This window comes from Streptomyces sp. NPDC002467, from assembly GCF_042889825.1.
GTDB lineage: Bacteria > Actinomycetota > Actinomycetes > Streptomycetales > Streptomycetaceae > Streptomyces.
Genome location: NZ_JBIARJ010000012.1, coordinates 1 through 12,863 on the forward strand (window position 1 = coordinate 1; position 12,863 = coordinate 12,863).

General features: G+C 70.9%; 11 protein-coding genes. 7 read left to right on the top strand and 4 right to left on the bottom strand.

Annotated elements, in window-relative coordinates; translation table 11 throughout:
* The 3 genes from ilvN to serA form a co-directional block, all read left to right on the top strand.
* The coding region (ilvN, locus tag ACFYYJ_RS23910) for an acetolactate synthase small subunit (RefSeq protein WP_376656536.1) at positions 1 to 525 on the top strand (525 nt) is incomplete at its 5' end.
* A gap of 99 nt (positions 526 to 624) precedes the next feature.
* Entirely contained in the window at positions 625 to 1,626 is a 1,002-nt protein-coding gene (gene ilvC, locus ACFYYJ_RS23915) for a ketol-acid reductoisomerase (protein WP_384589487.1), read from the top strand.
* Positions 1,627 to 1,892: 266 nt separating this feature from the next.
* A complete protein-coding gene (gene serA, locus ACFYYJ_RS23920; RefSeq protein ID WP_385365685.1) occupies positions 1,893 to 3,482 on the top strand; it encodes a phosphoglycerate dehydrogenase in 1,590 nt (529 codons plus the stop codon).
* Positions 3,483 to 3,907: 425 nt separating this feature from the next.
* Here serA and ACFYYJ_RS23925 read toward each other — a convergent pair whose 3' ends face one another.
* Both ACFYYJ_RS23925 and ACFYYJ_RS23930 read right to left on the bottom strand, forming a co-directional pair.
* Positions 3,908 to 4,126 carry a hypothetical protein gene (locus ACFYYJ_RS23925; protein WP_385365684.1) on the bottom strand — a complete coding sequence of 73 codons (219 nt, stop codon included), beginning with the start codon at positions 4,124 to 4,126 and terminating at the stop codon, positions 3,908 to 3,910.
* A gap of 232 nt (positions 4,127 to 4,358) precedes the next feature.
* Positions 4,359 to 5,909 (bottom strand): MFS transporter, encoded by a 1,551-nt coding sequence (locus ACFYYJ_RS23930; RefSeq protein ID WP_389135233.1) that lies wholly within the window; start codon positions 5,907 to 5,909, stop codon positions 4,359 to 4,361.
* Positions 5,910 to 6,011: 102 nt separating this feature from the next.
* On the opposite strand from ACFYYJ_RS23930, the gene ACFYYJ_RS23935 reads away from it, so the two are divergent.
* Entirely contained in the window at positions 6,012 to 6,593 is a 582-nt protein-coding gene (locus ACFYYJ_RS23935) for a TetR/AcrR family transcriptional regulator (protein WP_389135235.1), read from the top strand.
* Positions 6,594 to 6,681: 88 nt separating this feature from the next.
* Complete coding sequence (locus tag ACFYYJ_RS23940) at positions 6,682 to 7,599, top strand: hypothetical protein (protein ID WP_389135238.1); 918 nt, start codon at positions 6,682 to 6,684, stop codon at positions 7,597 to 7,599.
* Between the two features lie 7 nt (positions 7,600 to 7,606).
* On the opposite strand, the gene ACFYYJ_RS23945 is transcribed toward ACFYYJ_RS23940, so the two are convergent.
* Positions 7,607 to 8,581 carry an NAD(P)-dependent alcohol dehydrogenase gene (locus ACFYYJ_RS23945; protein WP_385365679.1) on the bottom strand — a complete coding sequence of 325 codons (975 nt, stop codon included), beginning with the start codon at positions 8,579 to 8,581 and terminating at the stop codon, positions 7,607 to 7,609.
* A 283-nt stretch (positions 8,582 to 8,864) separates the two neighbouring features.
* Positions 8,865 to 10,094 carry a PucR family transcriptional regulator gene (locus ACFYYJ_RS23950; protein WP_389135241.1) on the bottom strand — a complete coding sequence of 410 codons (1,230 nt, stop codon included), beginning with the start codon at positions 10,092 to 10,094 and terminating at the stop codon, positions 8,865 to 8,867.
* Between the two features lie 160 nt (positions 10,095 to 10,254).
* Here ACFYYJ_RS23950 and ACFYYJ_RS23955 point away from each other — a divergent pair, with 160 nt between their 5' ends.
* Entirely contained in the window at positions 10,255 to 11,181 is a 927-nt protein-coding gene (locus ACFYYJ_RS23955) for a proline dehydrogenase family protein (RefSeq protein ID WP_385133500.1), read from the top strand.
* 31 nt (positions 11,182 to 11,212) lie between these two features.
* Complete coding sequence (gene pruA / locus ACFYYJ_RS23960) at positions 11,213 to 12,844, top strand: L-glutamate gamma-semialdehyde dehydrogenase (protein WP_385365675.1); 1,632 nt, start codon at positions 11,213 to 11,215, stop codon at positions 12,842 to 12,844.
* Positions 12,845 to 12,863: the final 19 nt, after the last annotated feature.

The window sequence follows — 12,863 nt, forward strand, 5'->3', positions numbered from 1 at the left end:
ATGTCCAAGCACACGCTCTCCGTCCTGGTCGAGAACACGCCCGGCATCCTCGCCCGGATCGCCGCGCTGTTCTCCCGCCGCGGGTTCAACATCGATTCCCTCGCGGTCGGTGTCACCGAGCACCCCGACATCTCCCGCATCACCATCGTCGTGAATGTCGAGGACCTTCCGCTCGAACAGGTGACCAAGCAGCTCAACAAGCTGGTCAACGTGCTCAAGATCGTCGAGCTGGAGCCGCACAACGCCATCGAGCGCGAACTCGTTCTGGTGAAGGTCCGCGCCGACAACGAGACCCGCTCGCAGATCATCGAGATCGTCCAGCTGTTCCGCGCCAAGACGGTCGACGTCTCCCCGGAGGCCGTCACCATCGAGGCCACCGGCGGTGCCGACAAGCTCGGCGCGATGCTCAAGATGCTGGAGCCCTTCGGCATCAAGGAGCTCGTCCAGTCCGGCACGATCGCCATAGGGCGTGGCGGCCGGTCCATCACGGACCGCAGCCTGCGGGCGCTCGACCGCACCGCCTGACGCGTCGACACGGCACGTTCGCATAGCGAGACCGAAAACTCAGATTCCGTTCCCCGCCGTACGGTGGGTGCAACACCAGCGCACCAAGGAGATATCCCAGTGGCCGAGCTGTTCTACGAGAACGACGCCGACCTGTCCATCATCCAGGGCCGCAAGGTCGCGGTCATCGGTTACGGCAGCCAGGGCCACGCCCACGCGCTGTCGCTCCGTGACTCCGGCGTCGACGTCGTCGTCGGCCTGAAGGAGGGCTCGAAGTCCAAGGCCAAGGCCGAGGAGCAGGGCCTGAAGGTCGTCCCCGTGGCCGAGGCCGCCGCGTGGGCGAACGTCATCATGATCCTGACCCCGGACCCGCTCCAGGCCGAGATCTACGAGGAGTCCATCAAGGACCACCTCGAGGAGGGCGACGCGCTCTTCTTCGGCCACGGCTTCAATGTCCGCTACGGCTTCATCAAGCCCCCGGCCAACGTGGACGTCGCCCTCGTCGCCCCGAAGGGCCCGGGTCACCTGGTCCGCCGCCAGTACGAGGAAGGCCGCGGCGTCCCGTGCATCGCCGCCGTCGAGCAGGACTTCACCGGTTCCGCCTTCGCGCTCGCGCTGTCGTACGCGGCCGGTATCGGCGGCACCCGTGCCGGTGTCATCAAGACCACCTTCACCGAGGAGACCGAGACCGACCTGTTCGGTGAGCAGGCCGTCCTCTGTGGTGGTGCCTCCGCGCTGGTGAAGGCCGGTTTCGAGACGCTGACCGAGGCCGGCTACCAGCCCGAGATCGCGTACTTCGAGTGCCTGCACGAGCTGAAGCTCATCGTCGACCTCATGTACGAGGGCGGCCTGGAGAAGATGCGCTGGTCGGTCTCCGAGACCGCCGAGTGGGGCGACTACATCACCGGCCCGCGCGTCATCACCGACGCCACCAAGGCCGAGATGAAGAAGGTCCTGGAGGAGATCCAGTCCGGCAAGTTCGCCGAGGAGTGGATGGCCGAGTACAAGGCCGGTCTGCCCAAGTACAACGAGTACAAGAAGGCCGACTCGGAGCACCTGCTGGAGACCACCGGCAAGAAGCTGCGCAAGCTCATGAGCTGGGTCGACAGCGACGAGAGCTGATCGGCTGAGTGACGGGGCCGGGACGCTGCGTCCCGGCCCCGCCGCGCATCACCGGAGGGCCCGCGAGGGCCCGGCTTGTCCAACGCGGCCAACCACGGACGGGTGATCCTTCCGTACAGGCGGAAATCCGGTCCGCTGTCGCCACTACACTGCTCAACACATACGCGTCAGGCCCACAGTGTCGTGCGTCTTCCACGCGGCTACCCCCTCCACCGCCTGCGGCCGTCGGGACGGCCGTCCGCACTGGACTTGTGAGGATGACCCACGTGAGCTCGAAACCTGTCGTACTCATCGCCGAAGAGCTGTCGCCCGCGACCGTCGAGGCGCTCGGTCCGGACTTCGAGATCCGGCACTGCAACGGCGCGGACCGCGCCGAGCTGCTGCCCGCGATCGCCGACGTCGACGCGATCCTCGTGCGCTCCGCCACCAAGGTCGACGCCGAGGCCATCGCCGCGGCGAAGAAGCTGAAGGTCGTCGCCCGCGCCGGCGTCGGTCTGGACAACGTGGACGTCTCCGCCGCCACCAAGGCCGGCGTGATGGTCGTCAACGCTCCGACCTCGAACATCGTGACGGCCGCCGAGCTCGCCTGCGGCCTGCTCGTCGCGACCGCCCGCAACATCCCGCAGGCCAACACCGCCCTGAAGAACGGCGAGTGGAAGCGGAACAAGTACACCGGTGTCGAGCTCAGCGAGAAGACCCTCGGTGTCGTCGGCCTCGGCCGCATCGGCGTCCTGGTCGCCCAGCGCATGTCGGCCTTCGGCATGAAGATCGTCGCGTACGACCCCTACGTGCAGCCCGCCCGCGCCGCCCAGATGGGCGTCAAGATGCTGGCGCTGGACGAGCTCCTGGAGGTCGCCGACTTCATCACCGTGCACCTGCCCAAGACCCCCGAGACCCTCGGTCTCATCGGGGACGAGGCCCTGCACAAGGTGAAGCCGTCCGTCCGCATCGTCAACGCCGCGCGCGGCGGGATCGTGGACGAGGCCGCCCTGTACTCGGCCATCAAGGAGGGCCGCGTCGCCGGCGCCGGCCTCGACGTGTACGCGAAGGAGCCCTGCACGGACTCCCCGCTCTTCGAGCTCGACCAGGTCGTCTGCACCCCGCACCTCGGCGCGTCCACGGACGAGGCCCAGGAGAAGGCCGGTATCGCGGTCGCCAAGTCCGTGCGCCTCGCCCTCGCCGGGGAGCTCGTGCCGGACGCGGTCAACGTCCAGGGCGGTGTCATCGCCGAGGACGTCCGTCCGGGCCTGCCGCTCGCCGAGAAGCTCGGCCGCATCTTCACCGCCCTCGCGGGCGAGGTCGCGGTCCGCCTCGACGTCGAGGTCTGCGGCGAGATCACCCAGCACGACGTGAAGGTGCTCGAACTCTCCGCGCTCAAGGGTGTCTTCGAGGACGTCGTCGACGAGACGGTCTCCTACGTCAACGCCCCGCTGTTCGCGCAGGAGCGCGGCGTCGAGGTGCGTCTGACCACCAGCTCGGAGTCCCCGGACCACCGCAACGTGGTGACCGTGCGCGGCACCCTGTCGGACGGTCAGGAGGTGTCGGTCTCCGGCACGCTCGCGGGCCCGAAGCACCTTCAGAAGATCGTGGGCGTCGGCGAGTACGACGTGGACCTGGCGCTCGCCGACTTCATGGTCGTGCTGCGCTACACCGACCGCCCGGGCGTGGTCGGCAAGGTCGGCCAGCTGCTCGGCGAGGCCGGTCTGAACATCGCGGGCATGCAGGTCGCCCGGGCCGAGGAGCACGGCGAGGCGCTCGCCATCCTCACCGTCGACGCCGAGGTCCCGGCGAACGTCCTCGCGGACATCGCCACCGAGATCGGCGCGGTCTCCGCGCGCACCGTCAGCCTCGGCTGACCGGTCACTGGCCAATGGCAGGGCCCTGGGGATCGGCGAATTCCAGGGGTCGTCGCAACACGTGATCACCGACGTGTGGTGGCGAGCAGTTCAGACAGGCGCTCGGCTGGGGTTTCCCAGCCGAGCGTCTTGCGCGGCGGCTGTTGAGTTCGGCAGCGACTGCGTCGAGGGGGCCCCGGGTGTGGCCGGACAGGCTGCTGCCCGGGAGACTGCCCGATTCGCGACCAACGTACGGGCCCCGATCTCTCGCCCCATGGCAGCGCCAGCCCAAGCCGCTCCCGCCGACCTCATCGGGCCCGTGTGCGATCGTCACGCCTCCCAGGTACGTCGAGCGGTCAGCCGAGGGAGAACGCTCGCGAGGGAGTCGCCCCGCAACGCGTGGCTGCGGGGCGACGATCCACTTTCGCAATGGGCCCTGGTGGGGTCTAGTCGACCGTCTGCCCGTCGTACATACCGCCCCTGCAGGTCGGGAGCACGGGCGTCGACCGGTCGATCGTTCCGCCGTTGTCCGTGCACTCACCCGGGGTGACGCTGGCCGGGGTGACGGTGACGGTGGCTGCTGTGGCGGTGGCGGCGCCTGTGAAGCCGAGTCCGGCGAGGGCTGCCGTGGCGAAGACTGCAGCGAGGATTCGTCTAATGCGCATTTGGTTCGCCTTTCACAGATTGCCTCGGATGGGGCACTAGCCAGCTTGATCTTCACCCATGTGGGTGGCACGTCACGTTGGGCCATTCGGGTGACGGTGTTGTCGGATGCGGGGTCGGTGACGAGACCCGTCAGAGCGGATGGAAGCCCGTGCCACATCCGTGCCGGCTGCGGGGCTCGTCCCCTGCCCGCCCTTCCTCCGTTCCCCGGGGCTCCGCCCCGGACCCCGCGCCTCAAACGCCGGCGGGGCTGGGGGTGTCGGTGGGGTCGGATGCGGTTGCCGGGGTCGGGGTGGGGGCGCCGGATCCCCGGGTCAGGGCCGCGGCGAGGAGTGCTGCCGCGAGCAGTAGCGCCGTGCCGCCCCAGGCCGCGTACTGCATTCCGTGGACGAAGGCCTCCCGGGCCAGGGTCAGCAGTTGCCCGCCAGCCTCCCCGCCGATCCGGTGGGCGACGGCCACGGCTCCGCCCAGGGTCTCCCGTGCGGCCGGGTCGGCGGCGGCGAGGTCCCCGCGGTAGACCGCGGTGCCCAGGCTGCCCAGGACCGCCATGCCGAGGGCGCCGCCGAACTCCTGGCCGGTCTCCAGCAGGGAGGCGGCGGAACCGGCCTTCTCGGCGGGGGCCGAGGCGAGCGCCATGTCGGAGACGAGGGACATCACGGTGACGATGCCCGAGGCGAGCACCCCGGCGCCGATCAGCAGCAGCCACAGCGAGTCGGTGCCGACCAGGGCCATCAGGGCGAACCCGGCGGCGGCGAGGACGAACCCGCCGGCGATGACGTACGCCCGGTCCGTCTTCTGGGCCAGGGCGGCGGAGACCGGGGCCGCGGCGCCGATGACGACCGAGGGGGCCAGGCTCCACAGCGCGGCTTCCAGGGTGCCCATGCCGAGCACGGACTGCAGGTACTGGGTGGTGAAGTAGGCCGAGCCCATCATGGCGAAGGCGGCGATGGTGTTGAGGCCGATGCCGGCGCCGAAGCCGCGTCCCCTGAACAGCGCCCGGCCGACCATCGCGTCCTCCCGGGTGCGCTGCCGGCGGACGAAGGCGTACCCGAAGGCCAGGCCGACGAGCAGGCAGCCCGCGTAGAGGGGCTCGAAGCCCTCGGCGGCGATCTCCTTGAGCCCGTAGACGACCGGCAGTACGGCGGCCATGGACAGCGGCACGGACAGCAGGTCGAAGCGGCCGGGGGCCGGGTCCTTGAACTCGGGGACCAGTACGGGGACCAGGACCAGCAGGAGCAGCATCGCGGGCACATTGACCAGGAAGACGGAGCCCCACCAGAAGTGGTTCAGCATCACACCGCTGAGCACCGAGCCGAGGGCGATGCCTCCGGTCATGGCCCCGGACCAGATGGCGATGGCCTTGCCGCGCTGCTTGTCGTCCTGGAAGAGGTTGCGGATGAGCGCGAGCGTGGAGGGCATCAGGGTGGCGCCGCCGATCCCGAGCAGCACGCGGGCCGCGATCAGCATCTCCGCGCTCGTGGCGTACGCGGCGCCGACCGAGGCGAGGCCGAAGGCGGTCGCGCCGATCAGCAGCAGCCTGCGGCGGCCGATCCGGTCCCCGAGCGACCCCATCGTGATCAGCAGGCCGGAGAGGGCGAAGGCGTAGCTGTCGAAGATCCACAGCTGCTGGGTGGCGCTCGGGTCCAGCTGCTCGGTGATGGCGGGGATGGCGAAGTAGAGGACGGAGACGTCCATCGAGACCAGGAGCAGGGGCAGCAGGAGGACCGTGAACGCGGTCCATTCGCGGCGGCCGGCGAGTCGCGCGGTGGCGCTGGGGTTCGTCATGAGGAGCAATGTACATACGTCATAAACGATTGTCTATGACGTATGTACATGACGACCGTCTTGGACTTCCGTCTGTGACGTGCGTCTTGCTACGGTGACGCCATGGGACATCGCGAAGATCTGCTCGAAGGCGCCAAGAAGTGCCTGCTGGAGAAGGGGTTCGTGCGCACGACCGCGCGCGACATCGTGAAGGCGTCGGGCGCGAACCTGGCCTCGATCGGCTACCACTACGGCTCGAAGGACGCCCTCCTGGCCGAGGCCTTCATCGCCCTGATGCAGGAACTCGGCGATGTCTTCAAGGACGGTGTGCAGGGCCAGGGCGGCTCGCTGGAGCGGTTCCAAGGGGTCTGGGAGGGCTTCCTGGCCCACCGCGGCGAAGCCGGTCCGGTCTGGTCGGCCAGCGTGGAGGTCGCCCTGGCCGGTGACCGGATGCCGGACCTGCGGGCCATGCTCGCCGCTTCCCAAACCGAGGGGCGCCGGGGCCTGATCGCGATGCTCACGGGGAACCCGGAGGAGGGGATCACCGAGCGGGAGGAGCAGACGCTCGGAGCCTTCTACCAGGCGCTGCTGAACGGTCTCATGCTCCAGTGGCTCTTCGACCCGAAGTCGGCGCCGAGCGCCGAGGAGCTGACCGAGGGCATGCGGGCCGCCGCAACCGCCGCGCTGGGCCGCCCGGCGGAGTAGGGCGCCCGGCGGGGAAAGCGGAGGCGGAACCGCCGCCCGGCCGGCTCCGTCCCATCCTCGAATCGGACCGGGACGAGGGGGAGTCGCGATGGCGGCGGGGAGAACCGGAACAGCGGCGGCGCTGTGCGGCCCGGTGGTGGCGGTGGTACTGGCGGCCGGATGCGGAACGGCACCCGGGGGTGGGAGCCGGGGCGAGCCGGTCGCCCCCGCCGACACCCGGCCGCGCATGGAGCGGGTGGCGGCGGCCTGGGAGGGCTCGGCGGCACTCGCGCAGTGGCGGGAGGGCTTCCACCCGCTGGACGAGCAGGACTGGGCGCCGGCGGGCGGATTCCGCTCGGGCGAGGACAAGGCCGCCGCGGTCAACGGGAACTTCGTCCTGCGCGCCGCGCTGCCCGAGGGCCCGCCGTCCGCCACCCCGGTCCGCTGGGACGCGGGCGGCGCCGAGCTCACCCTGCCCCTGCTGACCGCCCGGGAGGCGTACGGACAACTGCAGGGCGGGGCGAAGGGCGGCGAGGCGCGGCCCGATCGCGTTCTGTCCGTCACGGCCATCGCCTTCGGAGAGACCACCGTGCGCACCAGCCGCGGCCCGGCCCGGGTGCCCGCGTGGTCGTTCACCGTCGAGGGCTACGACACGCCCCTCACCCGGATCGCGATCCGGCCGCAGGAGCTCCCGAAGCCCCCGATCGAGCCGCTGCGCACCTTCGACGGGGGCACTGCCCCGCTGTTCGGCCGTTCGGCCGCACCCCCGGACGCCACCTCCTTCGAGGTGACGGCAGGTCATGGAGCCTGCGACGGAGGGGTCGCCGTGGACGTCCTCGAAGGCACGGACACCGTGGTTCTCGCCGGGCGGATCCTGCCCGGCGAGAAGGCGGGCCGGGACGGGGCCTGCCCCGCGCTGATGCTGCAGCAGCGGGTCCCCGTCACCCTCGCCCGGCCGGTGGGGGAGCGGCTCGTCCTGGATTCCGAGAGCGGCGCACCACTGGAGCAGGGGCCCCGGCGCCGCTGAAGGCCCGTCAACAGGTGATGACGACCTTGGCGCTCGCGTGCTCCATTTCGAGGTAGCGGACGGCCTCGGCCCCTTCGCTCAGCGGGTAGGTCCGGTCGACGGCCGGAGTGACCGCACCCCGCTCGACGAGCTCGCGCAGCGCCGCCAGGTTGTCCGCACTCTGCTTCGCCGTCAGGACGTGGATCCGCGCTCGCCCGAAGCGGGACATGAGATTCCCGCGGATGATCAGGCCCATCGGGCCGAACAGGCTGCCGCCCTCGGACACGCCACCGCCAGACAGCACCAGGGCGCCGGTCGGGGTCGAAGCACGCCGCAGGTCGGCCAGCGTACGGTTGCCCACCAGGTCGAGCACGAGGTCGTACCGCAGGCCCGTCCGGGTGAAGTCCTCCCGCTTGTAGTCGACGACGTGGTCCGCGCCGAGCGAGCGGACCAGGTCCACGTTCCGCGTGCTGCACACGCCGGTCACCTCCGCGCCGAGCGCCTTGGCGATCTGTACGGCGAAGGTCCCCACGCCGCCCGAGGCGCCGTTGACCAGGACGTGCTGCCCCGGCTGCAGCCGCCCCAGATCGCGCAGGCCCATCAGGGCGGTGTTCCCGGCCAACGGAACCGCCGCCGCCTGCTCGAAGGTCAGGCCGGCCGGCTTCGCGCCCACCACGTCCTGCCGAGCGCACACGTACTCGGCGAACGCCCCGTCGGCCTCGCCGTACACCTCGTCACCGGGACGCAGTCCGGTGACCCCCTCGCCGACGGCCTCCACCACCCCGGCGAAGTCGGTGCCCTGGATCCGCTGCCGGGGTCCGGTCAGTCCGAAGGCCAGGCGTGCCACGTACGGATCGCCGCGCATGACGTGCCAGTCACGGGCGTTGACCGAGGCGGCGCGCACCCGTACGAGCACCTCGCCGTCCCGGGGGGCCGGGCGGTCGACCTCCTTGAACTCCAGAACGTCGGACGAGCCGTACCGTTCCTGGACGATCGCCTTCATCTGGCCTCCGTACGTCAGGTGTTCGCGACGTTAGGGGACCCGGGGGCGTTCCGGTATCGGGGACCGCCCCTAGGGCCTGTCGTCAAACTCCCGTCTGCCCCGCGACGCCTGGCACGCGCTCTCGCCGCACCGGGCGAAAGCCAAGTACGTCCAGTACGCGGGCTTCCACCCGGCGCACCGAGAGCACGCACCAGACGCCGCGGGGCCGCCCTCCGGGCGACGACGGGAGTTTGACGACAGGCCCTAGGGACCACCCCTACGTCGGCCGGATCCGCCCCCGTCGTCAGCCGTGCAGCCGGGCCGTCTTCAGGGCCATGTGCAGCAACAGCCGGTCCTCGCCCTCGTCCAGGTCCAGCCCCGTCAGCTGCTCCACCCGCGAGATCCGGTAGTACAGGGTCTGCCGGTGGATCCCCAGCGCCGCGGCCGCGCGCCCCGCCTGCCCCGCGCAGTCCAGGAACACCTCGGCGGTACGGGCCAGTTCGCGGTGGGCCGGGTCCAGTAGGGCGCGGGCCGCCGGATCGTCGACGGGGTCGGCGGCGAGGGCTGCCAGCATCCGGTACGGGCCGATGGCCGACCACCGCGCGACCCGGCCGAGCCGGGGCTGCGCCGCGGCCGCGCGGGCCGCCGCGACCGCCTGCTCCCAGGCGGCGGGCAGCGCGCCGAGACCCCGGATCGGCTCGGCCACGCCGGCGGTGGAGGGGCGCACGCCGGGCGAGGCGGCTCCCGGGAGCAGTCGGGTCACCGCCGTCAGGGCCGGATCCAGGGCGTCGGGCGAGCGCAGCCGCAGCAGTACCGCCAGGTCGCCGCCCCCGGACGCGGCGCCGTCGGCTCCGCCCGCCCCGCGCGGGACCACGCACACCGCCGCCGCGCCCGGCACCGACGCCGGGGCCTCCCCGGGCCACGGCGCCACGCACACCGCCGCGTGCAGCCCGTCCCCGCCCGCGCCGAGGGCGAGCCGCAGCGCGGACACCGCCATGTCCTGCTGCCAGCCCCGCCCCGCGGTCAGCACCGCCAGGAACTCCCGCGAGAGGTCGGCCCCCGCCTTCGCCTCCTCGGCGAGCAGGACCCCGATCCGCTCGGCCACCTCCATGGCGGCGTCGAGTGCCGCGGCGCTCGGGCCGGCGGAGGGAGCCGGGGAGGAGGAACGGGCGCCGGGGGAGGGGCGGCCGGGCTTGCCGGGCTCCTGGTCGAGGAGCCACACGTACCCCTGCACGATGCCCCGGTAGCGCACCGGAAGGCAGATCCGCCCCCGGAAGACCCCCGCGTCGGGCGCCGCCGGGATCCGGACGGGCCCGGTGGCGCGGGCGATGCCGAACCCCTCGAACCAGGACCGGACGGCCGCCGTCGACTGCCGCGTGAGGATCGACCTGGTCCGGACCGGGTCCATCGCCGAGTCGTCCTCGCTGTCGTGCGCGCCGAAGGCGATGAGGCGGAAGTCCCGGTTCTCCAGGGTCGCCGGGGCGCCGAGCAGCGCCGAGATCTCGTCCACCAGGTCCTGGTAATCGCCCTTCACCCGGCCATTCTCCCACTCGCGCGACGGCTCTTCAGACAGATGTATGAGATCCGGGACACGGATGCGTGACAGCTGTCGATGGCAGAGCATCGAAGCGATCCTTAGGTTTCACGGAGGTTTTACTTGAGCTTTTCTTCTGCCACCCGCTGGAGGTGCCCCCGTGCTGGGTCCCGTGATCCTCGCCGCTTCGCGCAGCGACAAGATGCGCCGAATCGTCTCTGCCGCCCCGGTGACCAAGCCCGTGGTGAACCGGTTCATCCCCGGTGAGACGGTCGAGCAGGTGATCCCGATCGTCGAGGACCTCACGCGCAAGGGCCTGGAGGTCACCCTCGACGTCGTCGGCGAGGACATCACCGAGGTGGCCCAGTCGCACGCCGCCCGCGACGCCTACCTCCGGCTCATCGAGCACCTCGACGTCCTCGGCCTCGGCGAGACCGTCGAGATGTCCGTGAAGCTGTCGATGTTCGGCCAGGCGCTGGAAGGCGGCCACGAGCTCGCCCTCGCCAACGTCCGCCCGGTCGTCGAGGCCGCCGCGGCCATCGGCACCACCGTGACCCTCGACGCCGAGGACCACACCACCCTCGACTCGATGTTCGCCATCCACGAGGAGCTGCGCCGGGACTTCCCGGAGACGGGCTGCGTCATCCAGGCGTACCTCTTCCGCACCGAGGCCGACGCCCGCCGCCTGGCCGCCGCCGGCAGCCGCGTCCGGATCGTGAAGGGCGCCTACAAGGAGCCCGCCGAGGTCGCCTACCAGGACAAGGCCGAGATCGACAAGGCGTACGTCCGCATCATGAAGATCCTGATGGAGGGCGAGGGCTACCCGATGATCGGGTCGCACGACCCGCGCCTGATCTCCATCGCGCAGGAGCTCGCCCGGGCGGCCGGGCGCAAGCAGGACGAGTACGAGTTCCAGATGCTCTACGGCATCCGCAGCGAGGAGCACCTGCGGCTCGCCGCCGAAGGCCACCGGATGCGCGTCTACACCGCGTACGGGACGGACTGGTACGGCTACTTCATGCGCCGCCTCGCGGAGAAGCCCGCCAACCTCCTCTTCTTCCTCCGCTCGATGATCACCAAGAACTAGTCCAGAACCAGGTCAAGGAGTTAGCAGAGCCATGGACGCAGTGACCCAGGTCCCCGCTCCGGTCAACGAGCCGGTCCACTCGTACGCCCCCGGCAGCGCCGAGCGCGCCCGTCTCGAAGCGCAGCTCAAGCAGCTGTCCGAGAACCCGATCGACCTCCCGATGACGATCAACGGCGTCAAGCGGATGGGCGGCGGCGAGCGCTTCGACGTGGTCCAGCCCCACGACCACAAGTCCGTCATCGGCACCTACGCCAACGCCACCGAGGCCGACGCGCGGGAGGCCGTCGACGCCGCCCTGGCCGCCGCCCCGGCCTGGCGCGCGATGTCCTTCGACGACCGCGCCGCGATCATCCTGCGCGCCGCCGAGCTGCTGGCCGGCCCGTGGCGCGAGAAGCTCGCCGCCTCGACCATGCTGGGCCAGTCCAAGACCGCGCAGCAGGCCGAGATCGACACCCCGTGCGAGCTCGTCGACTTCTGGCGCTTCAACGTCCACTTCGCCCGCCAGATCATGGCCGAGCAGCCGGTCGCGAACTCCGCCGGCGTGTGGAACCGCAGCGACCACCGCCCGCTGGAAGGCTTCGTCTACGCGATCACGCCGTTCAACTTCACGGCCATCGCCGGCAACCTGCCGACCGCCCCCGCCCTCATGGGCAACGTGGTCCTGTGGAAGCCGTCCCCGACGCAGACCCACTCCGCGGTCCTCCTCATGGAGCTCCTGGAGGAGGCCGGCCTGCCGAAGGGCGTCATCAACCTGGTGACGGGCGACGGCATCGCCGTCTCCGAGGTGGCCCTGAACCACCCCGAGCTGGCCGGCATCCACTTCACCGGCTCGACCAAGACCTTCCAGTACCTGTGGAAGACGGTCGGCAACAACATCGAGAAGTACAAGTCCTACCCGCGCCTGGTCGGCGAGACCGGCGGCAAGGACTTCGTCGTCGCGCACCCGTCCGCGGACCGCGCCATCCTGAAGACCGCCCTGACCCGCGGCTCCTTCGAGTTCCAGGGCCAGAAGTGCTCGGCGTCCTCGCGCGCCTACGTCCCGGCCTCCATCTGGAACGACGGCTTCAAGGAGGCCTTCGCGGCCGAGGTCGACGGCATCGCCATGGGCGACGTCCGCGACCTGACCAACTTCATCGGCGCCGTCATCGACGAGCGGTCCTTCGCGAAGAACAAGGCCGCGATCGACCGTGCGAAGGCCGACCCGACCTGCGAGATCATCGCGGGCGGCACGTACGACGACTCCGAGGGCTACTTCGTCCGCCCGACCGTCATCGCGTGCACCGACCCGGAGAACGAGGTCTTCACGACCGAGTACTTCGGCCCGATCCTCGCCGTGCACGTCTACGAGGACGCCGACTTCGACGCGATGCTGGCCCAGATGGAGTCCGTCTCGGCGTACGCCCTGACCGGCTCGATCATCGCCGCCGACCGCTACGCGGCCGCGGACGCGATGGAGAAGCTCCGCTTCGCGGCGGGCAACTTCTACATCAACGACAAGTCCACCGGCGCCGTCGTCGGCCAGCAGCCCTTCGGTGGCGGTCGCGCCTCGGGCACGAACGACAAGGCCGGCGCGGCGACCAACCTCCAGCGCTGGACCTCGACCCGCTCCATCAAGGAGACCCTGGTCCCGCCGACCGAGTACGGCTACCCCCACATGGGCTGACCGGCCCCGTCGAACCCCG

Bases quoted from the DNA above. Each gene is read 5' to 3' on its own strand.
- ACFYYJ_RS23925 (WP_385365684.1), bottom strand. From the start codon at position 4,126: ATGCGCATTAGACGAATCCTCGCTGCAGTCTTCGCCACGGCAGCCCTC.
- ACFYYJ_RS23930 (WP_389135233.1), bottom strand. From the start codon at position 5,909: ATGACGAACCCCAGCGCCACCGCGCGACTCGCCGGCCGCCGCGAATGG.
- ACFYYJ_RS23935 (WP_389135235.1), top strand. From the start codon at position 6,012: ATGGGACATCGCGAAGATCTGCTCGAAGGCGCCAAGAAGTGCCTGCTG.
- ACFYYJ_RS23940 (WP_389135238.1), top strand. From the start codon at position 6,682: ATGGCGGCGGGGAGAACCGGAACAGCGGCGGCGCTGTGCGGCCCGGTG.
- ACFYYJ_RS23945 (WP_385365679.1), bottom strand. From the start codon at position 8,581: ATGAAGGCGATCGTCCAGGAACGGTACGGCTCGTCCGACGTTCTGGAG.
- pruA (WP_385365675.1), top strand. From the start codon at position 11,213: ATGGACGCAGTGACCCAGGTCCCCGCTCCGGTCAACGAGCCGGTCCAC.